Below are 24,679 nucleotides of genomic sequence, written 5' to 3'. Positions count from 1 at the left end.
GTGGCACCGTCTGCGCAGGCTGGCATCCCATCGTGAAGCGCAGTCGGACAACGATGTTCCCGAGGAAGTCGGCCGGAGGGGTGGCGCCGGGTTCACATTCTCGTCGGATGCCGCGCCTCACAGGCGCCGGACGCGGCGCATGCCGGCCAGGACGTCCGGCAGCGCCGCCTCGATCGCCGCGCGGTCGGCATAGGCTTCCTGCGAGCCCCAGCCGCGAACCGCGAGCGAGGAGGAGGCGACGGCGAAGGCGGCGGCTTCGCTCATCGGACGCCCGTCGAGAAGCGCGGCGCACAGGCCGCCCGCGAAGGCATCGCCCGCGCCCGTCGTGTCGACCGGCTCGGTCTTCAGCGGCGCGATGCGGCTGATCTCGTTCCTATGGACAACGACGCAGCCGCCATCCTCCATCTTCACGCAGGGGCTCTTCACGCCTTTGTCGCGCAGCGCGATCGCCGCCTCGACGGCATCTTCCTCGCTCTCGACGCGTCGATCGAGAATGCCGCCGGCTTCCTTCGGATTGGGCGTGACCGACAGGAGCCCCTCCAGCAGAGCGTCGTCGACCCGGTCGGCCGGGGAGGGATCGAGGATCGATCGCAGGCCCGAATCCGCCGCGGCGCGCAGGGCGCGGCGCACGAGGTTGACCGGCACCTCGCAGTCGATCGACAGGATCGAGCCCGTCGGCGCCTCGGCGATGGCGCGGAAGGCCGCTTCGGCGTTGTCGTCGCTCCAGTCGTCATTGGCGTTGGCGGCGAGCACGATCGTCTTCTTGCCGTCGGGCGGCACCATGATCATCGAAACCGCCGTCGAGACGCCGTCGCGGCGCATGACGTGGCCGAGATCGAGGCCCACGGCTTCCAGCGGCGCCAGCGCCTGCGCCGCGAGGTCGTCGCGGCCGACCTGCCCGATGAGGCGAGCCCCGTGCCCGAGGCGGTGGGCGAGAAAGGCGCGGTTCGCCGCCTTGCCGCCGCCCAGCCGGCTGAAGCCGTCCGCGAGCATGGTGCGGCCCGGCTCGACGGCTTCGCCGGTGCGGACCTGGAAGTCGGCATTGATGCTGCCGAAGGCGATGAGGAGCGGCCGGGCCATGGTCTGCGGATGCCTTTCGGAGGGGGTCGGCCGGGGAGCTAGGATCGCCGCGCGGGAAGGCCAACGGCGGAGGCGAGGCGGCGAAGTGCGCGCCCGCCTACGCTTTGCCTGAACCTTCCGCCCGTGCCCCGCGCTGTTCGGGAACGGCAACAGGCAGCGGGACGGATCCACCATGAAGCGCGTCGTCATCACCGGAGCATCGAGCGGCATCGGCGCCGCGACGGCCGAAGCCTTCGCGGCCGCAGGCGCGCAGCTCGTCCTCGCCGCGCGCGGCAAGGAGGCGCTCGACGTGGTGGCCGAGCGCTGCTGGGCGCGGGGCGCCGAGGTGCTGACGGTGCCCGTCGACGTCGCCGACGCAGACGCGGTCGCCGCGCTCGCCCGCGCGGCTCGGGACTGGATGGGCGGGATCGACGTCTGGTTCAGCAATGTCGGCGTCGGCGTGGTCGGCAGGTTCCACGAGGTGCCGATCGAGGCGCATCGACGCGTCATCGAGAGCAACCTCGTCGGCCATCTCAACGACGCCCATGCCGTGCTGTCGATCTTCATCCAGCAGCGCCGCGGGATCTTCATCAACATGATCTCGGTCGGCGGCTTCCTGCCGGCGCCCTGGGCGGTGGCCTACACCGCCTCGAAATTCGGCCTGCGCGGCATGTCGCAGGCACTGCGCGGAGAGCTCTCGGCCTATCCCGGCATCCACGTCTGCGACGTCTACCCGACCTTTGTCGACACGCCCGCCATCCGCCATGCCGGCAACTACACGGGCGGGGAAACTTCCGTTCCGCCCGGCGTCCTCGACCCGCGCACCGTCGCCCGCGCCGTGGTGCGGCTCGCCGATCGGCCCCGTCCGACCACCGCGGTCGGCGCCCCGGCCGGGCTGATGTCGCTCGCCCAGGTGCTCGCGCCGAACCTCGGCGCCACCGCCATGAACGCCTTTCTCGGCAGCTACTTCCGCCGCGCCGTCCGGACCGGGCCGACGGACGGGAATCTCTTCGCGCCTCCTGCGGACGACGGAGCGATCGACGGCGGCTTCCGCCGACCCGACCAGCGCCGGCAGGCGGCGGGCCTCGCCGCGATCGCGGGCGTCGCGGCGCTCGGCGGGCTCGCGCTCCTTCTCGGCCGATCGGGCCGAGGCACCCGGCGCCGCCGCCTGGACGACCGCTGGCGCTGAGCCGCGGTTCGCGGCGGCTACTTGATCTGCTGCTTCTCGAGCTTCCTCGCGAGCGTGCGGCGGTGCATGCCGAGGCGCCGGGCGGCCTCCGAGATGTTGAAGTTCGTTTCCGCCAGAACCTCGTGGATGTGCTCCCATTCCAGCGTCTTGATCGAGGTCGGGCGCCCGACGATGGGCACGCCGGCATCGCCCTCCGCCTTGGAGAAGGCGGCCTCGATGTCGTCGGTGTTGGAGGGCTTGGCGAGGTAGTGGCAGGCGCCGAGCTTGATCGCCTCCACGGCCGTGGCGATGCTGGCGAAGCCCGTCAGCACCACGATCAGCATGGACGGGTCGTGCGCGTGGAGGCGGCGCACGCAGTCGAGGCCGGAGGCGTTGGCGAGCTTCAGGTCGACCACCGCGTAGCCGGGCGTCGTGCGGGCGAGGAGGGCGTCGATGTCGGCCGGCGTCGGCGCGGTCTCGACGCGATAGCCGCGCCGCTCGAAGGAGCGCTTCAGGGACGCCGCGAAGACGGGGTCGTCGTCCACGACGACAAGGGTCTTGTCAGGCGCCATCGCCGTCCTCCTCGATCACCAGGGCCGTCAGCGGCAGGCGCATCTCGATGCGCGCGCCCGTGCCCGCACGGTTCCGGACCGTGACGGTGCCGCCGAGCGTGCGCACGACGTTGAACACGAGAAACAGGCCGAGGCCGCGCGCCGGGCTGTTCTTCGTCGAGCGGTAGGGCTGGCCTGCGCCCGCCAGGATCTCCGGCGGAAAGCCCGGCCCCTCGTCCTCCACGGCCAGGACGAGCATGTCCCGATCGCGCGAGGCCGTGAGGGCGATGGCCTGGGGCGACACTTCGAAGGCGTTGTCGAGGACGTTGAAGACGCCCTGGCGCAGCGTCGATTCGGACACGACCGGCAGGTCCTCGTCGAAGCGGTTCTCGTAAGTGAGCCGACCTTGCGGGTGGGCGGCGCGCCAGTCGGCGGCGAGGCCGTCGAGGAAGGCGAACATCGTGGTCTCGGCGGCGGACTCGCCGCGCGTCTCGCCGGCCGCCATCAGGACGCCGGTGACGATCGACTTGCAGCGCGCGACCTCGGCCCGCATCGAGGCGAGGTCGGAGGCGATCTCGGGATCGGCGGAGAGCTGCGGCATGCGCTGCCAGTCGCCGAGGATGATCGAGAGCGTCGAGAGCGGCGTGCCGAGCTCATGCGCGGCGCCGGAGGCGAGGAGGCCCATGCGCACGATGTGCTCTTCCTCTGCCGCACGCTGGCGCAGCAGCGCGAGGCGCTCGTCGCGCTCGCGGGCGTTGCGGTTGATCCGCGTCACGAAGACGACGAGCAGCACCGAGTTGATGACGAAGCACAGGAGCATGCCGAACATCTGCGGGCTGACGCCCCACGGCCCTTCCGCATCGAGGAGCGGCAGCGGCAGGTGGAACGCCGTCAGCGCGGCGAAGCAGAGGATCGCGAGCCCGACGAGGAGCCCGAGCGACCAGGCCTCGAGGAGCACGGCGCCCAGCGTCACCTGGAGGAGGTAGAGCGGCGCGAAGGGGTTCTCGGTGCCGCCGCTGAGATAGAGCTGCGCGGTCAGCGCCGCGACGTCGAGGGCGAGCGAGGCGAAGAGTTCGGCGTTGAAGACGCGGATGCGCCGGCGCAGGCGCAGGACGCTGAGGAGGTTGAGAACGACGAGCGCCCCGATCACCGCCGCCATCGGCGCCAGCGGCAGCGTCGCGCCGAAGCCGAAGGCGACGACGAGGATGCTGACGACCTGGCCCGCCACGGCGAGCCAGCGCAGCTGGATCAGGAGAAGGAGGTTCTTGCGCCCGGCCTGGTCGACGGGCGCCGGCGAGCGCACGGTCGGCGCGGCCGGATGAGCCAGCGCCGCGGCGCCGGCGTCGATGCCGGCGCTCACCCTTCGCTCTCCGGTGCCGCGTCCGGCCGGCCGGCGCGGCGGCGCTTCTCGCGCAGGATCCAGACCATGGCGCCTGCCAGCAGCAGGGCCAAGCCGTACCAGGTGAGGGCGTAGACGAGATGATGGTTGCGGAAGGAGACCACGGTGAGCCCGCCGACCGGCAGCCCGCCGGGATTGGGAGCGGCGTCGGCATCCACGAAATAGGGCGCGACGCGCTCGCCGGGCAGCTTCGCGGCCGCGATGGCGGAGATGTCGCGGGAGAACCAGCGATCGCCCGCGGGATCGTTGGAGCGCAGGAAGCCGCCGCCCGGTTCGGACAGGCGCAGGAGACCGGACACGGTCGCCTCGCCGGCGATCTGGCCCTGCGCGCGGCTCGCCGGATCGCGCCGGTCGGCCGGCACGTAGCCGCGGTTGACGAGGACGAGCGTGCCGTCGGGTCGGCGCAGCGGCGTCAGGACCCAGAAGCCGGCGCCGCGCTCGGTCAGCGCCTGAACCAGGGTCTCGCGGTCGTGGAGGAAGCTGCCGGAAAGCGCGACGCGCCGGTACTCGTCGGCCTCGCGCGTGATCGCCGCCCACTCGGCCGGGCCGGGCGCCTCCACCGGCTCGGCGGCGAGGCGCGCGTCGACGCGGGCGATGAGGTCGGTCTTCCAGCCGAGGCGCTGAACCTGCCAGGTGCCGAGCGCGAGGAGGGAGACGAAGACTCCGAGGAGAGCGATCCCAAGCGCCGCCCGCAATCCGCGGCGCCGGGGATGGGAGCGGGTGCGGGGCGGCTCGGCGCCGCCCGCGTGCGTCACGGCATGTCGCTCATGCCGTGACCGGCGTGGCCCGCGCCGTGTCCGCCCGCCGGTGCCGGCGCCGCGTTCTGGCCCGAGCCCATGCCGCTCGGGTCGGCCGGCGCCGAAAGGGCGCCCGGCTCGTGTCCGTGCATGAGCATCATGTTGGTGTTGAGGTGGTACATCACCCAGAGCGAGCCCGCGATCGTGATCACCACCAGGACGAGGGTGAAGATCAGGGCGAGCATGTTCCAGCCGCCCTCTGACTGCGTGTTCATGTGCAGGAAGTAGATCATGTGGACGACGATCTGCACCACCGCCAGGGCCATGACGAAGAAGGCGGTGACGCGCGGATCGTCGAGCACGTCGCCCATCACCAGCCAGAAGGGGATGGCGGTGAGGACGACCGACAGGACGAAGCCGGTGACGTAGCCCTTGAAGGTGCCGTGGCCGGCCTCGTGCTCGTCGTGAAGGACGTGGACCTCGCCGCTCATTGCAGCACCCCCAGAAGGTAGACGTAGGAGAAGACGCCGATCCAGATCACGTCGAGGAAGTGCCAGAACATCGACAGGCACATCAGGCGGCGCCGGTTGTCGGCGACGAGGCCGCGCTGGGCGACCTGGATCATCAGCACCACCAGCCAGATCACGCCGAAGGTGACGTGGAGGCCGTGCGTGCCGACGAGGGCGAAGAAGGACGACAGGAAGGCCGAGCGCTGCGGGCCGGCGCCCTCGTGGATCAGGTGGTTGAACTCGTAGAGCTCCACCCCGAGGAAGGCGAGGCCGAAGAGGCCGGTCACGGCGAGCCACAGGAGCGTCGCGCCCTTCCGCTTGCGCTCCATCTCCAGCATGGCGAAGCCGTAGGTGATGGAGGAGAAGAGCAGCATCGCCGTCGCGAAGGCGATGAGGCGCAGGTCGAAGAGGTCGGCCGGTGTCGGGCCGGCCGCGAAGGACCGGCCGTAGACGCCGTAGCAGGCGAAGAGGACCGCGAAGATGAGGCAGTCGCTCATCAGGTAGATCCAGAAGCCGAGGAGCGTGCCGCCCTCGGCATGCCCTTCTTCTTCCGCGACGTAGAAGCGCGGCTCCTCTTCGGTTCCCGCCAGGGCGGCGTGCGAAGCGTTCGCCATGTCGGTCAGGCTCCCGTCGCCATGAGGGCGCGGGTGCGCCGGTCTTCCTCGGCCACCACGTCCTCGACCGGGATGTGGAAGTCGCGGTCGTAGTTGAAGCTGTGGGCGATCGTGTAGCCGATGATCGCGACGAAGGAGAGCGCCGCCAGCCACCAGATGTACCAGATCATGGCGAAGCCGCAGATGACGCTCAGGGCGGCCAGGATGACGCCCGCGCCGGTGTTCTTCGGCATGTGGATCGCCCGGAAGCCTTCCAGCGGGCGCTTGTAGCCGCGCTTCTTCATGTCGGAGAACGCATCGTTGTCATGGACGATCGGCGAGAAGGCGAAGTTGTAGGCCGGCGGCGGCGAGGCCGTCGCCCATTCCAGGGTGCGCCCGTTCCAGGGGTCTCCCGTCACGTCCTTGAGCTCCTCGCGCTTCATGAAGGCGACGACGATCGAGGCGAGGAAGGCGAGGATACCGCACAGCACCAGCACCGCGCCGAAGGCGGCGATGACGAACCAGATCTGCAGCGAGGGGTCCTCGAAGTGCTGGACGCGGCGCGTCACGCCCATCAGGCCGAGGACGTAGAGCGGCGCGAAGGCGAACCAGAAGCCGGTGAGCCAGAACCAGAAGGAGACCTTGCCCCAGAACGGGTCGAGCTTGAAGCCGAAGGCCTTCGGGAACCAGTAGACCGTGCCGGCGAACATGCCGAACAGGACGCCGCCGATGATGACGTTGTGGAAGTGGGCGACGAGGAACAGCGAGTTGTGAAGGACGAAGTCGGCCGGAGGCACGGCGAGGAGAACGCCGGTCATGCCGCCGATGGTGAAGGTGAACATGAAGCCCACCGTCCAGAGCATCGGCACCTCGAAGCGCACGCGGCCCCGGTACATGGTGAACAGCCAGTTGAAGATCTTGGCGCCCGTCGGGATCGAGATGATCATCGTCGTGATGCCGAAGAACGAGTTGACGCTGGCGCCCGAGCCCATGGTGAAGAAGTGGTGGAGCCAGACGAGGTAGGAGAGGATCGTGATGACGACGGTCGCGTAGACCATCGAGGCGTAGCCGAAGAGGCGCTTGCCCGAGAAGGTCGAGACAACTTCCGAGAACACGCCGAAGGCCGGCAGGATCAGGATGTAGACCTCCGGATGGCCCCAGATCCAGATGAGGTTGACGTACATCATCGGGTTGCCGCCGAGATCGTTCGAGAAGAAGTTCGTACCGACGTAGCGGTCGAGCATCAGCAGCGTGAGAACGGCCGTCAGCACCGGGAAGGCGGCGACGATGAGGACGTTGGTGCAGAGCGAGGTCCAGGTGAAGACCGGCATCTTCATCATCGACATGCCCGGCGCGCGCATCTTCACGATGGTCACGACGAGGTTGATGCCCGATAGCAGCGTGCCGACGCCCGCGATCTGCAAGGCCCAGATGTAATAGTCGACGCCGACGCCGGGACTGTAGGCCGGCCCGGAGAGCGGCGGGAAGGCGAGCCAGCCGGTGCGCGCGAACTCGCCGACGAAGAGCGACATCATCACCATGACCGCGCCGGCCGCCGTCATCCAGAACGAGAAGTTGTTCAGGAAGGGGAAGGACACGTCGCGCGCGCCGATCTGCAGCGGCACGACGAAGTTCATGAGGCCCGTGACGAAGGGCATCGCCACGAAGAAGATCATGATCACGCCGTGGGCGGTGAAGATCTGGTCGTAGTGGTGCGGGGGGAGGTACCCCTCGTTGGCGCCGAAGGCCATGGCCTGCTGGGCGCGCATCATCAGCGCGTCGGCGAAGCCGCGCATCAGCATGATCAGCGCCAGGACGATGTACATGATGCCGATCTTCTTGTGATCGACGCTCGTGAACCATTCGGTCCAGAGATAGCCCCAGAGCCGGAAGTAGGTGATGGCGGCGAGAAGCGCGCCGCCCCCGAGCGCGACCACGACAAAGGTCACGAGCAGGATCGGATCGTGAAGCGGGATCGCGTCGAGCGTCAGGCGCCCGAAGACGAGCTGCTGGAGATCGGTGTTTCCGAACATGGGAGGACCTGTTCTTCGATCGGTGTCGCGTCGGGCTTACTGTTGATTGAGCTGCGCGGGAGCGGCCGAGCCGCTCTCGGCAGGCGGCGGAGCGCCGGGGGCACCCGGCGCCGTGCCCTCGGCGCCGTGGCCGGCATGGCCGTCCTGGATGTTCTCGCCGGGCGCGGGCGCCGGGCCGTTCTCGTCGGGCGTCATGCCCTCCGGCTGTTCTTCCGAGCGCGACTCGCGGCCGGACGCCGGCGTCGTGGCGCCCGGGGCTTCCGAGCCGCCGTGACCGCCGCCGCCGTAGTTCGAGCCGTAGCCGAAGCCCTCGTGGCTGCCGGTGCGGTCGTGGACGAGCCGCTCGCGGTTCGCCTCGTGGTTCTCGGCGACGCCGCCCTGCGCGTCGATCGCCATCATCTCCTGCATGCACATCTTGCCGGGCTCGACGCACATGCCGAGGATGGCCTGGTAGAGGCCGGGCTCGACGAGGTTGAAGTAGCGCGGCGGATTGCCCTCGCTCGGCTTCTCGACCTCAAGGTAGCTTTCGCGGGTCAGCGGCTCGCCCTGCGCCTTCACCTTCTGCACCCAGCCGTCGAACCCGGCCTGGTCGAGGCCGTGGAACTTGAAGCGCATGCGCGAGAAGCCGGGGCCGTTGTAGTGCGATGCGAGGCCGTCATAGACGCCGTCCTCGTTGATCACGGCGTGGAGCGTCGTTTCCATGCCGGGCATGGTGTAGATCATGCCGGCGAGCGCGGGCACGTAGAAGGCTGTCATCTGGGCCGCCGAGGTCAGCTTGAACTCGATCGGCATGTCGACGGGCGCGGCGAGCTCGTTGATCGTGGCGATGCCGTAGTCCGGATAGAAGAACATCCACTTCCAATCGAGCGCGACGACCTCGACCTTGAGCGTCTGCGTCTCAGGGGTGACCGGCTGGCCGGGAGCGATGCGGCCGAGCGGGCGGTAGGGATCGAGGAGGTGGGTCGAGATCCAGGTGACGGCGCCGAGCGCGATGATGATCATCAGGGGCGCCGTCCAGATCAGGACTTCGAGGCCCGTCGAGTGGTGCCAGTCGGGATCGTACTTCGCCTGCGCGTTGGAGGCGCGGTAGCGATAGGCGAACCAGAACGTCGCCGCGATCACCGGCACGATGATGATCAGCATCAGAAGCGTCGAGACGACGATGAGGTCGCTCTGCTGGGCGGCGACGTCGCCCGACGGATTCATGACCACGAGATTACAGCCGCCCATCAGGGCGAGCAGGGGCAGCATCGCAAGGGCGCGCAGGCGGGTTCGGCGGAGCACGGCCATCTGATCTCCATTCGTTGCCTGCCATCTACGGCTGTCTGCTGCGCTGCGGGATTGGACGTTTTGTCCAACCCCCGCCCCTTTGACGCGCAGACGACTCGCATCTTATTCGCTAGAAAGAAGACGCGGAAGCGCGCTTTCCGACGAGATCCGGGCGCGCAGCGTCGCCTTAGGCAGGAAGGATGGGGGCATGGCCGCCACAACCACAACGCAGGGCTTGCCGACGTCTCGGGGGCTGGAGGCCGACGCCCGGCAGGTCTCCTCCGACGGCCACGTGCGCCCGGCCGAGATCGCCATCGGCGTCGTCATCGGCCGCGCTTCGGAAGCCTTCGACTTCTTCGTCTACGGCATCGCCTCGATCCTGGTCTTCCCGGCCCTGATCTTCCCCTTTCTCGACCAGCTGACCGCGACGCTCTACTGCTTCGCGATCTTCGGCCTCGCCTTCGTGGTGCGCCCGATCGGCTCGATCCTGTTCATGGAGGTCGACCGGCGGCACGGGCGCGGCGTCAAGCTGACGATCGCGCTCTTCCTGCTCGGCGGCTCGACGGCGGCGATCGCGTTCCTGCCGGGCTACGCCACCATCGGCAACTGGGCGATCGCGGCGCTGATCCTGTTCCGCGCGGGGCAGGGCTTCGCGCTCGGCGGCGCCTGGGACGGCCTCGCCTCGCTCCTGGCGCTGAACGTGCCGGAAAAGAAGCGCGGCTGGTACGCCATGCTGCCCCAGCTCGGCGGCCCGATCGGCTTCATCGTGGCGAGCGCGCTCTTCGCCTTCTTCGTCCTCAACCTGTCCCAGGAGGACTTCCTCGGCTGGGGCTGGCGCTATCCCTTCTTCGTCGCCTTCACCATCAACGTCGTGGCGCTCTTCGCGCGGCTGCGCCTCATCGCGACGGAGGACTTCATCCAGCTCTACGAGAGCCGCGACCTGAAGCCGGTGCGAGTGATGGAGCTCCTGCGCGAGCAGGGATCTGCGATCCTTCTCGGCGCCTTCGTGCCGCTGGCGGGCTTCGCGCTGTTCCACCTCGTGACGATCTTCCCGCTCTCCTACATCGACATCTATTCCAACCGCTCGATCGGCGAGTTCCTGCTGACGCAGCTCGGCGGGGCCGCCCTTTGCCTAGTCTGCATGGCGCTGTCGGGCCTGATCGCCGACCGCATCGGCCGCCGGAAGGTGCTCGGCATCTGCGCCGGCGCCATCGCCGTCTTCGCGCTCGCGACGCCCTTCCTCCTCGGCGGCGGCTCGGCGGGCCAGACGGCCTTCGTCTACATCGGCTTCGCGCTCCTCGGCCTGTCCCACGGCCAGGCGGCGGGCGCGACGGCGTCGAACTTCACCTCGCAGAACCGCTACACCGGCTCGGCGCTCACCTCGGACTTGGCCTGGCTGATCGGCGCGGGCTTCGCACCCTTCGTCGCCCTCGGCCTGACGTCGCTGTTCGGCGTCGGCGCGATCGCGCTCTACCTCCTGTCGGGCGCGGCCTGCACGCTCGCCGCACTCGCCTACAACAAGCGCCGCGGCCTGCGGGACAGCGGCGCCTCCTGAGGCGACGCGGCTGCGCTCACCACGCGATGGAAGACCCGTCATAGGCGTGGAAGGTGCCGGTGCGCTCGGGCGTCATGCCGTCGAGCGTTTCGAGGAGGGCCGCGGCGGCGGCGTCCGGCGACAGCCGGTCGCGCTGTCCGGCGAAGGGGTCGGAGAGCCGCGTGGCGACCGTGCCCGGATGCAGCGCGACGACGACCGCCCGAGGATGCGTGCGGGCGATCTCGATCGCGGCGGTGCGCACGATCTGGTTCAGCGCCGCCTTCGCCGAGCGATAGGAGATCCAGCCGCCCAGCCGATTGTCGCCGATCGAGCCGACCCGCGCCGACAGGGTCGCGAACAGGCCGCGCCGCTCACGCGGCAGGAGCGGCGCGAAGTGCTTGAGCACCAGCGCCGGACCGATGGCGTTGACCGCGAACTGCATCGCCATTCCCGCCGGACCGAGGGCGCGCAGGGTCTTTTCCGGGCCGTAGCCGTCGATCTGCAGCGCGCCGGTGGCGTCGAAGACGAGGTCGAGCGGCCCGCCGGTCGACGCCAGCCGCCGCGCCGCCGCTTCGATCGACGCCTCGTCGAGAAGATCGAAGCCCTCCGCTCGCGACAGGCCGACGACCTCGCCGCAGCGCGGATCGGCTTCGAGGCGGGCGGCGACCGCCGAGCCGATGCCGCCCGAGCGTCCGATCACGACGGCCCGGAATCCCTCCGGCAGAGATCGCATCGCGCGCGGCCCGTCCGCCTCAGGACGTCGGGACCGGCGCGTTCTCCGGGATCAGGCCCTCGCGGCGCAGCTCCTCCCAGACCGCGGCCGGCACGCTCTGCGCCATCAGGCGGGCGTTCTCGCGCACCTTCTCCGGCCGCTTGGCGCCGGGGATGATCGCGGCGACAACGGGATGCGCGGCGCAGAACTGCAGCGCCGCCGAGCGGATGTCGGCGCCGTGGCGCTCGCAGATCGCCGCGATTCGGTCGCGCTTCTCCACCATCTCGGGCGGCGCGTCCTGGTACTCGAAGGTCCGTCCGCCGGCGAGAAGGCCGCTGTTGTAGGGGCCGCCGACCACGACGTGGACGCCGCGCTCGGCGCACATCGGGAAGAGCCTGTCGAGCGCCGGCTGGTTCAGGAGGCTGTAGCGCCCGGCGAGCAGGAAGACGTCGGGATCGGCTTCCTCCAGCGCCCGCACGCAAGGCTCCGTGAGGTTCACGCCGAGGCCCCAGCCCTTGATGACGCCCTGGTCGCGCAATTCGCTGAGGGCGCGGAAGGCACCTTTTCGGGCGATCTCGAACTGCTCGGTCCAGGCGTCCCCGAGATGGTCGGCCGCCACGTCGTGGACGAAGGCGACGTCGATCTCGGCGAGCCCGAGCCGCTGCCGGCTGTCCTCGATCGAGCGCATCGTCGCGTCGTAGGAGTAGTCGACCTCGACCCGAAACGGCAGGCCGTGCTTGAAGGGCGGGTTCTCGGGGCGGCTCGGATCCGGGCGCAGCAGCCGCCCGACCTTCGTCGACAGGACGAAATCCTCGCGGGGATAGCGGCGCAGGACCGCGCCGAATCGATGCTCGGACAGGCCGCTGCCGTAATGGGGCGCGGTGTCGAAGGTGCGCACGCCGCTGTCCCAGGCGGCCACGAGCGCGGCCTCCGCGGTCGCCTCGTCGACGACCTCGAACATGTTGCCGAGCGGCGCGCCGCCGAAACCGAGCGGGCCGGGAGGGGCGAAGTGGGTCATGGATCAGTCCTCGATAATCCGCCTGCGGTCTCCCCGAAGCGTCGAGGCAGCCCGCGCGTTCCCTCGAAGCGCCTTCGACCATCATCCACGCGCGTCCACGCTCAGGGGATCGGCGCATCCTCGTCGAGGCGGATCGCGACGATCTCGGCGTCGTCCGGGCCGGCCCGCACCGTGTCGCCCTCTTCCTTGCCGACGAGCTGGCGGGCGAGCGGCGACAGGTAGGAGATCCGTCCCTGCGGCGGATCGGCCTCGTCGATGCCGACGATCCGGAAGGTCTGCGTCCGCCCGTTCGGGCGGCGGATCTCGACCGCGTGGCCGAACTGCACGAGGTCGCTGTCGGCCTGCGGCGCGACCACCTGGGCCGTCGAGCGCCGCGCGCGCCAGTAGCGCAGGTCGCGGTTGATCATCGCCATGGCGATCTTGTCGCCCTTGGCGCGGGCGTCATCGAGCGCCGCCTCGTTGGTCTCGATCTCCCGGTCGAGAAGGCGAAGGCCGCGCGGCGTCACGAAGTTCGGCTCGGTGCCGAGGTCGCGCTCGGGCAGCGCCTCCACCTGATCCTCGTTCGGCTCCTTTACGAAGGCCACGCTCATCGGCCTCTCCTTCCCGCATTCCGCTGCCGGCGCGCCGCGCCATGGGGAAGATATAGGGTGCGAACCGGCGGCGGCGCGATGGGCGCACCCGGCCACGCTTCACCGATAACCGGTCACGGTCGGCAGTCGGGCTCGCCGGCGACCGCTCGGAAGGGCATGGGGCCGGGCGGGGCGGGGCCGTTCTCCGGCTTCGGCGGCAGCGCGATGATGCGCACCTCCAGGTGGCAGGGACCGGCCTGCACGTCGTAGCGAAAGGGCTCGATCAGCCGGACGGACTCGATCGGCCGATCGAGCCGCAAGGCCGCGGCTTCAACCACGGCGGCGATCTCCTTGGCGCGCTGCGCGCCGGGCGGCAGGGCGGCGAGAGCCGGGACGGCGCCCAGAAGCACAGCGCATACCGGAAGCAGCATCCCGCCGGCCTGGCATGAGACACGCAGGGTGCTTGAGCGAGATGGGGACATGCGGGCGATCCTCCGTTTGCGCACCAGGCTCGTTGCCCGGAGCGGCGAAAGCGAGGCTGCAGCCCCAGCCCGCGCGTCGTCAAACGCGCTGCACGAAGGGAAGGCGCGGCTCCAGGCGGGAAAGCGTGTCCAGCGCGTAGGCGGCGACGAGGAGGTGGTGGGCGCGCTCGTGGCGCGGAGCCGCCGCGAGGCGCTGGAGGACGCGCGCCGGCGTGTCGAGCCCGATCTCGCGCAGGCCGTTCGCCGCGCGCTCGATGCGCGCGAGCCGTTCCGGGTCCTCCATCCGGCCACCGAGCTCGGCGAGCGCGAGAAGCTCGTCGGCGGCCGTTTCCGCGAGTCGGATTCGCGGGCCGTTGGGCCGGGGCACCGGCTCGAAGCGCGGCTCTTCGGAGGTGCGGCGACCGGCGAGCGCGTCGAGGCGACGGGCCCAGTCGGCGAAGAAGCTCGTCGCCGGCTGCCGACGATACGGATCGGCGGGAAGATCGAGAAGCTGCAGCGCATCGCCGCCGATCGCGGTCGGAACGAGCACGATCCCGTCGCCGCGCAGCCGCGCCATCACGCAAAGGAGCGGCGGCGTGGGGGCGCCGCGCGCCCGCGCCAGCGCCTCGACGCGCGCTTCCAGCCGCTCGTCGCCGGGTATTTCCAGCTCGACGAAGACACCTTCGGCATCGGCGACGGGCAAGCGGCCGACCTGCGCGACGCCGTCGAAGCTCAAGGGGCCGAGCGCGGTGGGGCGCAGCACGAAGGGGCGACCGCGCTCGGCGGCACCCGCCAGCGCCGGGCGCAGCGCCTCGCCGAGCCGCGCGGCGAGCTGGCCCCAATCGTCGAAGACGGCGCCCGGCACCGCTTCGATCGCGGCGCGCCAGGAGCCCGGCTGGCGGGTCGCGACGCCCGCGCGCAACGAGAAGCGCCCGCGGCCGTCGGCGGCCGCGCCGGCCAGCGTGAGATCGGCGGCGGCGAGCCGGGCGAGCGTTTGCCCGAGGACCGCTTCCTCGGTGGCCGAGCGGCTTCGGGTGAAGCCCGGATCGGTCCCCGCGGCGCGGGCGAGCGTCAGCGTGAAGGGGCGCCCGTCCTCGGCGCGCAGAACATGCGCGGTGGCGCCGCGCGCGCCGCTGCCGGTGCGCCAGAGTTCCAGGCCGCAGCCGACGAAGCGGCCGTCGGGCAGGGGCTCCGGCGTATCCCGGCCGGCGCCCGAGAGGGCGGGGTCGTTCGGGGACAGGCGCAGCGCCTCGGCGAGCGCGTAGGCCTGGGCGATACGGGCGAGAAGCATGCGTGGCTCCTCGTCATCGCTGCGCTCGCGCCGTCGCCGCAGCGAGGCGCCGAGCGCGCGAAGCTCCGCCGCCAGGCGCGGCATGGCTTCGACGCGCGAGGACAGGACGAGGTCGCCGATCCGCTCCTCCAGCGCCGCCGGGGCGCTCGACAGGGCCTGCCGCGCCGCGTCGCGCAGGAGAGCCGACACGGCCTCGGCAAGGCCGTTCGCGGCGACGCTCGACGGGTTCCCCGCCAACTGCGTCTCGTCCTCGGTCTTGGCGCCGACGAGGTCCGGTCGCAGCACCGCGAGGAGGGCCGCGGCGTGGAGCGCGGCGCGCTCGCGGCGATCCGCCTTGGACACGAGCCCTGACAAGCCGGCACCCACCGGCACCATCACCTCGGGATGCTCGCCGAGCCGGATGCGGGCGAAGCCCGGCTCCGCCTCGATCCGCACGTCGTCGGGAGCGAGGGCCGCGAGGAGTCCCTCCGCGCGCACAACGGCCGCGCGACCGAAGGCCTTGGCAAGCGCGGCCGGCGGGATGGCGCGGATCTCGGCGAGCGGGTCCGCGGGCGGCGACAGGGGCTGGAGCGGCAGGGCGTCGGCTTCCGCGTCCTCCACCTCAAGCGCATCCTCGGCAACCGGGGCCTCGCGCAGCGCGATCACGGCGGCGAGGATGTGGCGGCAGGCGCCACCCGCCGGGCAGGTGCAGCGCGCGCCCGAAAGCGGGCCCGGCGGCAGGCGGACGGTCTCGCCGTCGCTGGACAGGACGGCGGTTCCATCCTCCCAGGCCGGCGCTGCGACGAGACCGGCCTCCACGTCGCGCCGGGCACGCCGGACGAGGCCCTTCGACGCCGCCGCCTCCAGGACGTCGTCGCCGAAGCCCGCCGGCTCGAAGCGCGGCGCCCCGCTCATCGCAGGTGCCCCGCGACCCAGTCGGCGAAGTGCTCGGGCGTCAGCGCGGCGATGGCCATCCCCGCTTCGGCGAGCCGCTGGGCGGTGGCGTGGTCGTAGGAGGGTCGGGCGGCCTCGTCGAGCGCGGCGAGGCCGAGGAGCTTCACCCGCGCGCCGGCGAGCCGCTTGACCGTGGAGAGCATGGGGCCTATCGGCGCGCCCTCGCAGAAGTCGGAGACGAGGACGAGCACGGTGCGCTCGGGCGTCGCGACGTGTTTCTGCTCGCAATAGGCGAGCGCCCGGCCGATGTCGGTGCCGCCGCCGAGCTGCACGGACATCAGGACGTCGACGGGGTCGCCGACCTGATCGCTGACGTCGACGATCGCCGTGTCGAAGAGCACGAGCTTCACGTCGACCGCGGGCAGCGTCGACAGGATCGCCGCCATGACCGCGCTGTAGATCAGCGAGGTCGCCATCGAGCCGGACTGGTCGATGCACAGGATGATGCGCCAGGGCAGGTGCCGGCGCGTCGCGGCGTGGAAGCGCAGACGGTCGGCGACGAGCACCTTCCGCTCGGGATCCCAGTTGCGCAGGTTGCGCCGGATCGTCTCGTCCCAGGCGATGTCGCGCGCCGCGCCCCGCAGGCCCGTGGTCGCGCCGCGCCGCCGCGCGCCGGATAGGGCGCGGCTCGTCTGGACGCGCAGGCGCTTCGTCAGCTCCTCCACCACGCGCTTGGCGACCTGCCGGATCTTCGCCTCCACGGCCGGGTCGGAGCGGCCGCGATGGGCGAGAAGCGCCGACAGGATCGCGGGGTCGGGCTCCAGCTCGGCGAGCGCCTTCGGGTCGTCGAGGATCTCCGTCATGCCGAAGCGCGACAGCGCGTCTGCCTTGACGACCTCCAGGGTCGAGCGGGGAAACAGCTCGCGCATCTCGCCGAACCATTCGGGCATGGTCATGCGCGTCGGCTCCGAGCCGCCGCGCGAACTCTTCGGGCCGACGTCGAGGCGCAGTCCGCGCCGGCGGTAGGACTCGCCGTAGATCCGCTCGAGCGCCCGGTCGCGCCGGAGGTCGTCGCCCCCGCAGCAGCCGGCGAGCGACCGGTCGGCGAAGCGGCCGAGCACGAGGCGCCAGCGGCGCAGGGCCTCGTCGGGGCCGTTCTCGCTCACGACGCCGCCTCCAGCCAGGCCCCGAGGCCGTCGTCGCGCAGCCTCGCGGCAAGCGCCGCGTCGAGTCGGGCATTGGCGAGGAGGTCGGCTTCGGCAAGGCCGCTCGGAAGCGGGGCGGAGAGATCCATGTCGCTGTTCCGGCCGGCGGCGATGGCGGCGGCGAGGCTGTCGGTCTCGCCCGGCGCGAGCCCCGTGAAGGCGAGGCGGAGCGGCGGCAGCAGCGCCAGGAACTCCGTCTCGGATAGGCGCGACAGGCCGGCATCCACCCGCGCGAGCAGCGCCGGCACGCGCTTCAGGACCGCGGGCTGCACGGCGAGCAGGCCGGCCAGCGGCTCGACGCGGATCCTGGCGTCGCCGCCGTGATCGAGCGGTCCGCCGACGATCGCCGCGAGCTTGGCCGCGTCGAGGCGGCCGGTGAGAAAGGCGAGCCCCGCGATCGCCCCGGCGACGCGCGGCGCGAGCGCCGCGTCGAGGAGGTCCGCGACGCCCTCGTCCAGAAGGTCGAGATCGAGCCCCTGGCGCTCTCCGGTGGAGGTGCCGGTGCCGGCGTCGGTCTCGGCGATCTCGTTGAGCGCCGCGAGCGCCTCGACGAGGCGCGGCACGTCGTCCTCGCGCGCGTCGCGCAGCGTCGGCAAGAGGTCGATGGCGCGGCGGAAGGCGCCGGCGCGAAGATGCTCGGGATCGGGCGTGTCGGCGAGGCCGAGGACGTGCCGCCCGCGATACAGGTTGTCGAGCGCGGCGAGAGCGGACACGACGCGGCCGAAGTCCGGGTCGGCCGCGACCGCCGCGCCGATCGCCCGCACCAGCGGCCCGCAGGCGCCGGCGAGCCCCGCCTGCGCCGCGCCGACGAGGAGCCGCACGGCCGCTGCCGCATCGCGGTCGCGGCCGGCTTCGCCGAGCGCTGCGACCTGCCGCGCCAGCACCCCGCCAGCCGCCCGCTCGATCGTGTCGCCGTCGGCGGAGAGCGCGACGAGACGGGTTTCGACGGCCGGCGACCAGCGATAGGTCCACTGCTCCGTCAGGATGTTGGTCGACACGCCGCCGGTCCAGTCCGGCCCCTGCCGGCATTGGCCGAAGCCGGTGCCGAGCAGCGTCATGGCGTGAAGGAAGCGGCTCGCGGCGAGGTGGCGCGCGCGGCGATGGAGGTCGAGGCTGCGGGCCTTCTCGATGCCGTCCTCGATGCGAAAGCCGAGCGCCCGGGCGCGGGTGCGCACGGCCTCGACGAGCGGCGGGCTTCCGGCGGCGCGCGGCACCTCGCCGATGGCGCCGCCGGTCAGCTCCTCCACCAGCAGCTCGATAAGGGGTGAGCCGAGCCGCGGCTCCTCGTCCTTGACGAGGCAGGAGCGCGCGGCGTCGAGCACCTCGCAGCGGCCGGGGCCGGGAAGGCCGCGCAGCGCCGCCAGCCGGCGGGCATGGGCGAGCGTCTCGACCACGGCCGGAAAGGGCGGCGCGAAGCCCGGCCGCTCGCGGCGCAGCCGGTCGGCGAGATGCAGGACGAGGTCGTCGGTCGCCGCCGCGAAGGGATCGGGCGCGCCGGCCTGCGCCGCGGCCTGCAGCCGCTCGTACCAGGCGGGGGCGGGCATGCCGGCGCCGTAGCCGTTGATCCGGTCGAGCGCCTGATGGGTGTAGCGCACGAGATAGGGCGTCGCCGCGCCCGGCTTCGCCGCGTGGCGCCTGGGCTCGGGAGCATCCGGCGGGTCGAGAAGGGCAGGCGTGTGGAAGCCGCCGGTGACGACGGCGACCGGCCCGTCGCCGGCGAGGTCCCGCGCTTCGGCGATCGCGGCGCGCATCGCGGCCTCGCGCGCCAACGTGTCGTCGGCGGCGATCGTCGTTTCCGACGTCGCCTGCCGGGTCAGGAAGCAATGGACGCCGACGTCGCGGAAGAAGCCGCGCCAGTCGGTCGCGGCGAGGCGCGATTCGAAGAGGCGGTCCCAGGCCTCGTTGAAGTCCCGCGCGCCGAGGGCGCGGACGATGTTGTCGGCGTAGCGGCCATAGGCGAGCGCCGCCTCGTCGGTGAGGAGCATGGGGGCCGGCGCGTCCGCCGGCTCCTCAGGCGCGTCCGGCTCAGCCTCCTCGTCCGTCGCGGCTTCGTCCGCGAGGCGCGTTCCGCTCGGCAGGTCGGCGAGGAACACCGGAACCTCGTTCGCCTGGATGAAGCGCAACGCCGCCCATTCCGGCGCCGTCGCCGAGAGCGGCCAATGGCCGATCGGCACGCGCTCGTCGCCTTTGCCCGCCGCGATCGAGACGATCGAAACCGGCGTGCGGATGGCCGGGTCGGCGAGCAGCGGCAGCAGCGGCGCGAAGTCGGCCGGCATCTCCAGAACGAGCGCGCGGGGGCGGATTTCGGCCAGTGCGCGGGCGAGGTGCAGCGCGCAGGCCGGACTGTGGTGGCGGATGGGAAAGAAGACGGTGCCGTTCTCGCCGGCGGCGAGCCGCCGACCCCAGGCGGCGAGATCGCCGCGCCCGGCCCGCGATCCGTCTGCCATCGCCGTCATTCAGCCGAGCCTCAGCGTCCGCGCGGCCTCGTAGAAGGTTCGCCAGGCGCCGCCGCCGCGCGCCCGGTCCTTCACGACGTGGTCGACATAGGACTTGAACTTGCGCCCGTCCTCGGGATCGTCCTTGAGAACCACGCCGCCGATCTGCCGCGCCAGATGGGCGCCGGTGACCTCGCCGCCGTCAAGATAAACCGCCTCCAGCGCCGCGGCATGCGCGACGTTGACGGCCTCGGCCGTGGACATCACGGCCGCCGGCTTCTGGAGCGCGACGCCCTCGCGGGTCTTGCCTTCGCGCAGCTCCTGAAAGCAGGCGACGAGGATCTCCAGCGTCGCGTCCGGCAGGCGCGGCTCGATGCCGGACGGTCCCATCCGGTCGGCGAGGCGGCGGGCGATCAGCTCGCGCTCGAAGGCGGGATCGCCGATCGGGTGGACAGTCTCGAAGTTGAAGCGGCGCTTGAGCGCGCTCGACATCTCGTTGACGCCGCGGTCGCGCAGGTTCGCCGTGCCGATGACGTTGAAGCCGGGCGCGGCGCGCACCACGGCGTCCTCGCCGAGCTCTGGAATGGCGATCATTTTTTCCGACAGGATGGAGATCATCCCGTCCTGGATCTCCGGCGGGCAGCGCGTCAGCTCCTCGACGCGCACGATCGAGCCCGAGCGCATCGCCTGGAGCACGGGCGAGGGCACCAGCGCCCGCTCGCTCGGCCCCTCGGCGATGAGCAGGGCGTAGTTCCAGCCGTAGCGCAGGTGGTCCTCGGTCGTGCCGGCCGAGCCCTGGACGACGAGGCGTGTCGTTCCCGACACGGCGGCGGCGAGGAGTTCGGACAGCATCGACTTCGCCGTTCCCGGCTCGCCGACCAGCATCAGTCCCTGCTCGCCCATGAGGCTGACGATCGCCCGCTCGACGAGCGCGTCGTCGCCGTAGAACTTGCGCGAAACGCCGAGCGCCTCGTCGCCGAGAACGAAGGCGCGCACCGCCCGGGCCGACAGCCGCCACCCCGGCGGGCGCGGCGCGCGGTCGGCGTCGAGGAGGCGTTCCAGTTCGGCGGCGTGGAGCGCCTCGGCGGCGGGGCGGAGCGCGCGGATTTCGGACACGGCGCTCACCAGCCGCCCTTTCGCTCGTGCGCGGGATCGTAGCCCGTGCCCTTGGCGGCGATCTGGTGATAGTCGTTCCAGGCCTCCGACAGGAGAACGGGCGGCACGTCGGCGAGCTTCACGCCGTTGTCGCTGCCGAACCAGCGCCCGGCGCGCTCGCCGCCCGCCGGCTCGAAGGTCAGGGCCGTCAGGAACTTCGCCACCCGCTCGGTTTCTCCGATGTAGCTGCCGCTGAACTCGATCACCGCCACGAGCTCGCTGTCGGGGAAGGTCTTCTCGTAGGTGTAGAAGCCGGCCCCGTCCTCGACCGAGCCGCGGCCGTAGCCGAGCCCTTCCGCGGCGCTGCGCAGGGCGAGGTTGTCGATCATCCAGCCGCGGCGGTCCTCGATGCGGGTCGCTTCCGGCTTGGCGCCTTCGAGCGTCGGACGCTCGAACTGCTCGAACAGCGGCGCGACCTCGTAGTCGGAGAGGTGCGTGCGCCACGCCTCGCTCGCGGCCTCGCCGAGCCCGGCACGATGGGCGATGGCGATGCCGGAAAACGCGGCGACCTCGACGCGACCGTCCTCGGCGTCGGTGAAGGAGCCGTCCTCGAGGGCGCGGAAGCTCGCGATCGGCGCGCCGTCCGCGTCGTGGCCGCTCAGCACCAGCCGGCGCACGAGGTGGACCATGACGGGATGGCCGAGAATGAAGCCCTCGAAGTCCTCGCGCGACCAGATCCGGCCGGAGCACATGGCCTCGTAGAGCCGCTTGGTCTGCAGCTCGGCGGTCTGCTTCAGCTCCTTCTTGGCGGCCGACAGGGCGGCCTTGGCGTCCTTGGCCTCGCTCGCCTCGTCGGGATCGCTCGGCGATGGAAGGGACGCGACGGGCTTGCCGTCCGGGTTCTCCAGGACGAGGCGCAGGTCTTGCCCGCCCTTCTTGTTCTTGGCCGTTTCCAGGCGGGCGCGGAAGGTCCGCTCGCCGATCGGCAGTTCCAGGATTCCGGTCTCGTCGAGGCCGGCGGTCGGGATGGTGCGGTCGGCGAGTTCGGCCGGCGTCCAGCCGCGATCCTCGGCATAGCGCGCCGCCACCTCGCCGGCATACTTTCGCAGGCCCGGCTGCTTGTGGCGCTGCGAGGCGGCCAGCACCAGCTGGAGGACGCTCGGCGTCGGATTGGCCATCAGCGCGTCGACGAGCGCGCGGCACTGGTTCGGCCGCTTGCCGTGATCGCGCAGGAAGCGCTTCACCAGCGCCGTCGATTCCGCCGCCGGGGCGAAGCGGGCGAGGGCGAGGAGCCCGCGATGGTCGAGCGCGCTGCCGAGATATTCGGCCAGCTTCTCGCGGCGCAGCTCGGCGAAAGCGAGATCCTCGGTATAGTCCTGCCGCCAGCGCTTGTAGCCGTCGGCGCGGCTCTTGGCATGTTGGCCGGCATAGGCATTGGCCTCCTCGCTGGAGGGCCGGCGGGTGTCGTAGGCGATGAAGGCCGAGAGCACCTCGCGCCCGAGCCGTTCCGCGTCGCTCCGGTCCAGCCGCTCCAGCGCCATGTGGAGGAGCGGGTCGCCACCGGGGTTCTTCAGCTTGTGCGCCCGGACGAACCACCAGCGCACGAGCTTGGGTGGCACGGGGCGCCCGTCCGCCCAGCGCAGCGCCGGAAGATTGTCCGCGTCGAACAGGACGGAGAAGTCGGCCTTGGTCTTGGCGAGGCCCGCTTCGGCGTCGGCGAGGAGCTTTTCCTCCGAGAACTGGTCGGACACGTCGTCGCCGCAGGCGGCGAGCGCCGCGAGGATGGCGGCGCTCGCGCCGACCGACTTTTCCTTGAGCAATGCGGCGCGCAAGGGCGCGATGGCGGCGGGATCGCGCCGCTCGCCGAGCCAGCGCGCCCCGGCGATCCGCGTCGCTTCCGGCCCGGCCTCCAGCATGGGCGCGATCACCGGTGTCAGGTCGGCGATGTCGCGAAGGAGCCAGCGGGCGAAGTTGCGCTGGCGCAGCGTGCCCTGCGAGGCCCGGTCGACCACGGCCGGAAAGAAGCGGCGCGGCAGGCGCGGGAAGAAGCGCAGGGCAAAGAGCGCGACGTCGGCGGCGTTGCCGCGGGCACGGCTCGTGACCGTGCCGAAGCCGGCATCGAGCACGTCCATGTTCGCCGACAGGACGGGCCAGACGCTGTCGTTGCGCGGGGCCTTCGGATGGGTGGGGAAGTTGGCATATCCCGATTCGCATTCCGCGTATTCCGCCCTGAACGGGCGTTCGGCAGCCTCCGCGGCCTCGATGACGGCCCGGAAGTCGGCTCCCGCTTCCAACCGCCGCTTCAGCTCCTTTTCGGCAGCGTCGGACGTATAGGAGTGCAGGCCGAGCACGTCCTGCACGACGCGGGTCCAGGCCCTGTTGCGGCCTTCGTCGAGGAAGAGCAGGCGGGCGATCGCCACCGTACCGACGTCGTTGCGCCCCATGACCGCCAGGAGGCCGCTCCAGTGCGCGCGCCGGGCCGTCGTCATCCAATGGTCGAGATGACCGGCCACCGTCCGCCGCACCCACTTCCTGTCCGCGTCGGACAGGCTCTCGCCGCGCATCGCCGCGACGACATGCCGGGCAACCCGCGGATCGATCGGCTGGGCGAAGGGCTTTGCGGGCCGCTCGTTCCAGTTCTTGCCCGGCGGCGTGCGGTCGTAGTCGACGCGCGCTGCCGCATTCACCGCCTCGAAGACCTCGCGAAGCGCCGCTTCGAGGTCGGCGGGCAACGGCGGCTCGGGCTCGGACGGCGGCGGTGCGGGCACGAGGGCGCCGTCGAAGGCGACGAAGCCCTCCGCGCCGTCCGCCACGCCGTCGTCGCTCTCGCTGGCGAGCGTCGCCGTGCCCCGGGCGGTGGCGATGGCCTGCAGCACGGCCTTGGCCTTCTCGCCGGAGGCCTCGTGCGCGTCGAGGATCGGCAGTGCCTCGGCACCGAAGCGCGCGAGCAGCATCCGGACGGCAGCGAGGCGATCGGCGGCCTGGCGCGAAGCCAGCGCCTCGTTGGCCTTCTGGCGGATGCGCGCCGCGTCCGCGCCGGCAAGTGTGGCGATCGCGCCGTCGCGCACCACGCGCGAGCCGTCCCCGGCCGAGGCGAAGGCGAAGTCGAAGAAGCGCGGATCGGCGTTGATCAGCTGCGTCCGGGCGAGGAGGTTGAGCATGGTCAGGCGGCCGCTGGCGGCCAGCGCCCGGATCGCCTCCAGCGCTTCGTCGGGCCGCGCCGCGAGGGCCTCGGCGAAGCCGTCCATGCGCAGGTAGCTGCCGCTTCCCGAGGAACTGTAGCGCCGCTCCTCGCCGTCGGTGAAGGCGCAGTCGACGAGCGGGCGAAGAAACGCGATGCCCGCGCCCTCCAGCATGGCGGCGATCCGAGGCACCGACAGGAAGCCCGCACCTTTCGGATTTTGGTCCCGGTCGAGGTGGTTCGTCACCATTGCAACGAGCGTGCGCAGCCAGAGCGGCGATGCGTCGCTTCCGGGAAAGTTCCAGCGGTAGCTGCCGGTCGCGTAGTGATAGGCGAAGAGTTGGCCGTAGCGCCGCATCACGCCGGGGTCGAAGCCTTCGAGCCCCATGATCACGCGGGCCCGGGCGGCAAGGCGGCGCTTGTTCTCCGTCTTGTTCTCCGTGTAGGCGCCCCAGGGTTGAAGGGCGGAGACGATGTCAGGGGGCGAGCCGTTGCGTCCGCCCGCCAGGAGCGCCTCGATGCGCAGGAAGGCCGAGGCTTCCTCGCCGCCGAGCACGTGCCGCGTCACCGCTTCGCCGAGACCTTTCTCGACCTCGTCGAGCGGCTGGAGGTCGGCGGCGATCGCCCGCCGGTCTGCTTCCGTCAGGCCTTCGGCAGATCGAGCGGTCGCCGGCGTTGCGCCGATTCCGAACAGTTTCATCAGGTTAGATCCGATCATCGGGTCGCCTTCTGCCGTTTTCTCGTGCCGGTCTGCATCCTCAGCTTGTCGAACATGTGACGAAAAGGGGACTCGGAAAGTCCGGAAAGCACGGCCGCAGGCGTCGGCCGGGGACGGCTGTGCGGCAGCAAAGGGCGCACGACTAAAGCCTAAGATTGTAGAGCTGACTGACGGGCGACTATGCCCGCAGCGTTCCGCTGGAGGGGCCGTCGACCGGATCGTAGTTCGGAGAACTTCGGAGGGAGATCGGATCCACCAACTCTGCAGGC

The 24,679-nt window shown here is 71.3% G+C and carries 18 protein-coding genes and 1 pseudogene; 2 read left to right on the top strand and 17 right to left on the bottom strand.

Annotation, left to right across the window (positions count from 1 at the left end; translation table 11 throughout):
* Nucleotides 1-117: 117 nt before the first annotated feature.
* A complete protein-coding gene (locus FZN60_RS05440) occupies nucleotides 118-1,080 on the bottom strand; it encodes a PfkB family carbohydrate kinase (protein ID WP_158871851.1) in 963 nt (320 codons plus the stop codon).
* A gap of 172 nt (nucleotides 1,081-1,252) precedes the next feature.
* Between FZN60_RS05440 and FZN60_RS05435 the strand changes: the two genes are divergently transcribed.
* The gene (locus tag FZN60_RS05435) at nucleotides 1,253-2,248 is read left to right on the top strand and encodes an SDR family oxidoreductase (protein ID WP_158871849.1); all 996 of its coding nucleotides are present in this window, start codon (nucleotides 1,253-1,255) and stop codon (nucleotides 2,246-2,248) included.
* A 17-nt stretch (nucleotides 2,249-2,265) separates the two neighbouring features.
* On the opposite strand, the gene FZN60_RS05430 is transcribed toward FZN60_RS05435, so the two are convergent.
* The 7 genes and pseudogenes from FZN60_RS05430 to cyoA all read right to left on the bottom strand — a co-directional run bounded on the left by FZN60_RS05430 (nucleotide 2,266) and on the right by cyoA (nucleotide 9,339).
* Entirely contained in the window at nucleotides 2,266-2,799 is a 534-nt protein-coding gene (locus FZN60_RS05430; protein WP_158871847.1) for a response regulator transcription factor, read from the bottom strand.
* On the bottom strand, nucleotides 2,789-4,138 hold the full coding sequence (locus tag FZN60_RS05425) for an ATP-binding protein (protein WP_246726606.1): 1,350 nt from the start codon (nucleotides 4,136-4,138) through the stop codon (nucleotides 2,789-2,791). The genes FZN60_RS05430 and FZN60_RS05425 overlap by 11 nt, the downstream gene beginning before the upstream one ends.
* Entirely contained in the window at nucleotides 4,135-4,932 is a 798-nt protein-coding gene (locus FZN60_RS05420) for an SURF1 family protein (RefSeq protein WP_199266488.1), read from the bottom strand. The genes FZN60_RS05425 and FZN60_RS05420 overlap by 4 nt, the downstream gene beginning before the upstream one ends.
* A gap of 131 nt (nucleotides 4,933-5,063) precedes the next feature.
* Nucleotides 5,064-5,405 (bottom strand): annotated as a pseudogene (cyoD, locus tag FZN60_RS05415) (cytochrome o ubiquinol oxidase subunit IV); the annotation flags it as partial.
* On the bottom strand, nucleotides 5,402-6,037 hold the full coding sequence (gene cyoC / locus FZN60_RS05410; protein WP_158871843.1) for a cytochrome o ubiquinol oxidase subunit III: 636 nt from the start codon (nucleotides 6,035-6,037) through the stop codon (nucleotides 5,402-5,404). The pseudogene cyoD and the gene cyoC, both read right to left, overlap by 4 nt.
* 5 nt (nucleotides 6,038-6,042) lie before the next feature.
* The gene (gene cyoB / locus FZN60_RS05405) at nucleotides 6,043-8,049 is read right to left on the bottom strand and encodes a cytochrome o ubiquinol oxidase subunit I (RefSeq protein ID WP_158871841.1); all 2,007 of its coding nucleotides are present in this window, start codon (nucleotides 8,047-8,049) and stop codon (nucleotides 6,043-6,045) included.
* Nucleotides 8,050-8,085: 36 nt separating this feature from the next.
* A complete protein-coding gene (gene cyoA, locus FZN60_RS05400) occupies nucleotides 8,086-9,339 on the bottom strand; it encodes a ubiquinol oxidase subunit II (protein WP_422570215.1) in 1,254 nt (417 codons plus the stop codon).
* A 187-nt stretch (nucleotides 9,340-9,526) separates the two neighbouring features.
* On the opposite strand from cyoA, the gene FZN60_RS05395 reads away from it, so the two are divergent.
* Entirely contained in the window at nucleotides 9,527-10,873 is a 1,347-nt protein-coding gene (locus tag FZN60_RS05395; protein WP_158871839.1) for an MFS transporter, read from the top strand.
* Between the two features lie 16 nt (nucleotides 10,874-10,889).
* On the opposite strand, the gene FZN60_RS05390 is transcribed toward FZN60_RS05395, so the two are convergent.
* The 9 genes from FZN60_RS05390 to FZN60_RS05350 all read right to left on the bottom strand — a co-directional run bounded on the left by FZN60_RS05390 (nucleotide 10,890) and on the right by FZN60_RS05350 (nucleotide 24,392).
* Nucleotides 10,890-11,585, bottom strand: a complete 696-nt coding sequence (locus FZN60_RS05390; RefSeq protein WP_158871837.1) for an SDR family NAD(P)-dependent oxidoreductase — start codon at nucleotides 11,583-11,585, stop codon at nucleotides 10,890-10,892.
* A gap of 19 nt (nucleotides 11,586-11,604) precedes the next feature.
* On the bottom strand, nucleotides 11,605-12,582 hold the full coding sequence (locus FZN60_RS05385; protein WP_158871835.1) for an aldo/keto reductase: 978 nt from the start codon (nucleotides 12,580-12,582) through the stop codon (nucleotides 11,605-11,607).
* Nucleotides 12,583-12,683: 101 nt separating this feature from the next.
* Nucleotides 12,684-13,172 carry a GreA/GreB family elongation factor gene (locus FZN60_RS05380; RefSeq protein ID WP_158871833.1) on the bottom strand — a complete coding sequence of 163 codons (489 nt, stop codon included), beginning with the start codon at nucleotides 13,170-13,172 and terminating at the stop codon, nucleotides 12,684-12,686.
* 113 nt (nucleotides 13,173-13,285) lie between these two features.
* Entirely contained in the window at nucleotides 13,286-13,582 is a 297-nt protein-coding gene (locus FZN60_RS05375; protein WP_158871831.1) for a hypothetical protein, read from the bottom strand.
* A 130-nt stretch (nucleotides 13,583-13,712) separates the two neighbouring features.
* Nucleotides 13,713-15,797, bottom strand: a complete 2,085-nt coding sequence (locus FZN60_RS05370) for an SWIM zinc finger family protein (RefSeq protein ID WP_158871829.1) — start codon at nucleotides 15,795-15,797, stop codon at nucleotides 13,713-13,715.
* Entirely contained in the window at nucleotides 15,794-16,942 is a 1,149-nt protein-coding gene (locus FZN60_RS05365; protein WP_158871827.1) for a VWA domain-containing protein, read from the bottom strand. The genes FZN60_RS05370 and FZN60_RS05365 overlap by 4 nt, the downstream gene beginning before the upstream one ends.
* On the bottom strand, nucleotides 16,939-19,428 hold the full coding sequence (locus FZN60_RS05360) for a DUF5682 family protein (RefSeq protein ID WP_158871825.1): 2,490 nt from the start codon (nucleotides 19,426-19,428) through the stop codon (nucleotides 16,939-16,941). Before FZN60_RS05360 ends, FZN60_RS05365 begins: the two co-directional genes overlap by 4 nt.
* A gap of 9 nt (nucleotides 19,429-19,437) precedes the next feature.
* A complete protein-coding gene (locus tag FZN60_RS05355) occupies nucleotides 19,438-20,541 on the bottom strand; it encodes an ATP-binding protein (protein WP_246726605.1) in 1,104 nt (367 codons plus the stop codon).
* Complete coding sequence (locus tag FZN60_RS05350; protein WP_158871823.1) at nucleotides 20,538-24,392, bottom strand: DUF4132 domain-containing protein; 3,855 nt, start codon at nucleotides 24,390-24,392, stop codon at nucleotides 20,538-20,540. The genes FZN60_RS05355 and FZN60_RS05350 overlap by 4 nt, the downstream gene beginning before the upstream one ends.
* Nucleotides 24,393-24,679 lie beyond the last annotated feature (287 nt).

The organism is Antarcticirhabdus aurantiaca (assembly GCF_009765365.1).
Classification (GTDB): Bacteria; Pseudomonadota; Alphaproteobacteria; order Rhizobiales; family Rhizobiaceae; genus Antarcticirhabdus; species Antarcticirhabdus aurantiaca.
Note: the sequence above shows the minus strand (reverse complement) of the source record. Positions and strands in the feature narration are given on the sequence as shown.

Excerpts from the sequence above, each read along its gene's own strand:
- FZN60_RS05385 (WP_158871835.1), bottom strand. The coding sequence starts at position 12,582 with ATGACCCACTTCGCCCCTCCCGGCCCGCTCGGTTTCGGCGGCGCGCCG.
- FZN60_RS05360 (WP_158871825.1), bottom strand. The coding sequence starts at position 19,428 with ATGGCAGACGGATCGCGGGCCGGGCGCGGCGATCTCGCCGCCTGGGGT.
- cyoB (WP_158871841.1), bottom strand. The coding sequence starts at position 8,049 with ATGTTCGGAAACACCGATCTCCAGCAGCTCGTCTTCGGGCGCCTGACG.
- FZN60_RS05390 (WP_158871837.1), bottom strand. The coding sequence starts at position 11,585 with ATGCGATCTCTGCCGGAGGGATTCCGGGCCGTCGTGATCGGACGCTCG.
- FZN60_RS05370 (WP_158871829.1), bottom strand. The coding sequence starts at position 15,797 with ATGAGCGGGGCGCCGCGCTTCGAGCCGGCGGGCTTCGGCGACGACGTC.
- FZN60_RS05440 (WP_158871851.1), bottom strand. The coding sequence starts at position 1,080 with ATGGCCCGGCCGCTCCTCATCGCCTTCGGCAGCATCAATGCCGACTTC.
- FZN60_RS05380 (WP_158871833.1), bottom strand. The coding sequence starts at position 13,172 with ATGAGCGTGGCCTTCGTAAAGGAGCCGAACGAGGATCAGGTGGAGGCG.
- cyoA (WP_422570215.1), bottom strand. The coding sequence starts at position 9,339 with ATGGCCGTGCTCCGCCGAACCCGCCTGCGCGCCCTTGCGATGCTGCCC.
- FZN60_RS05350 (WP_158871823.1), bottom strand. The coding sequence starts at position 24,392 with ATGAAACTGTTCGGAATCGGCGCAACGCCGGCGACCGCTCGATCTGCC.
- cyoC (WP_158871843.1), bottom strand. The coding sequence starts at position 6,037 with ATGGCGAACGCTTCGCACGCCGCCCTGGCGGGAACCGAAGAGGAGCCG.
- FZN60_RS05435 (WP_158871849.1), top strand. The coding sequence starts at position 1,253 with ATGAAGCGCGTCGTCATCACCGGAGCATCGAGCGGCATCGGCGCCGCG.
- FZN60_RS05395 (WP_158871839.1), top strand. The coding sequence starts at position 9,527 with ATGGCCGCCACAACCACAACGCAGGGCTTGCCGACGTCTCGGGGGCTG.
- FZN60_RS05375 (WP_158871831.1), bottom strand. The coding sequence starts at position 13,582 with ATGCTGCTTCCGGTATGCGCTGTGCTTCTGGGCGCCGTCCCGGCTCTC.
- FZN60_RS05430 (WP_158871847.1), bottom strand. The coding sequence starts at position 2,799 with ATGGCGCCTGACAAGACCCTTGTCGTCGTGGACGACGACCCCGTCTTC.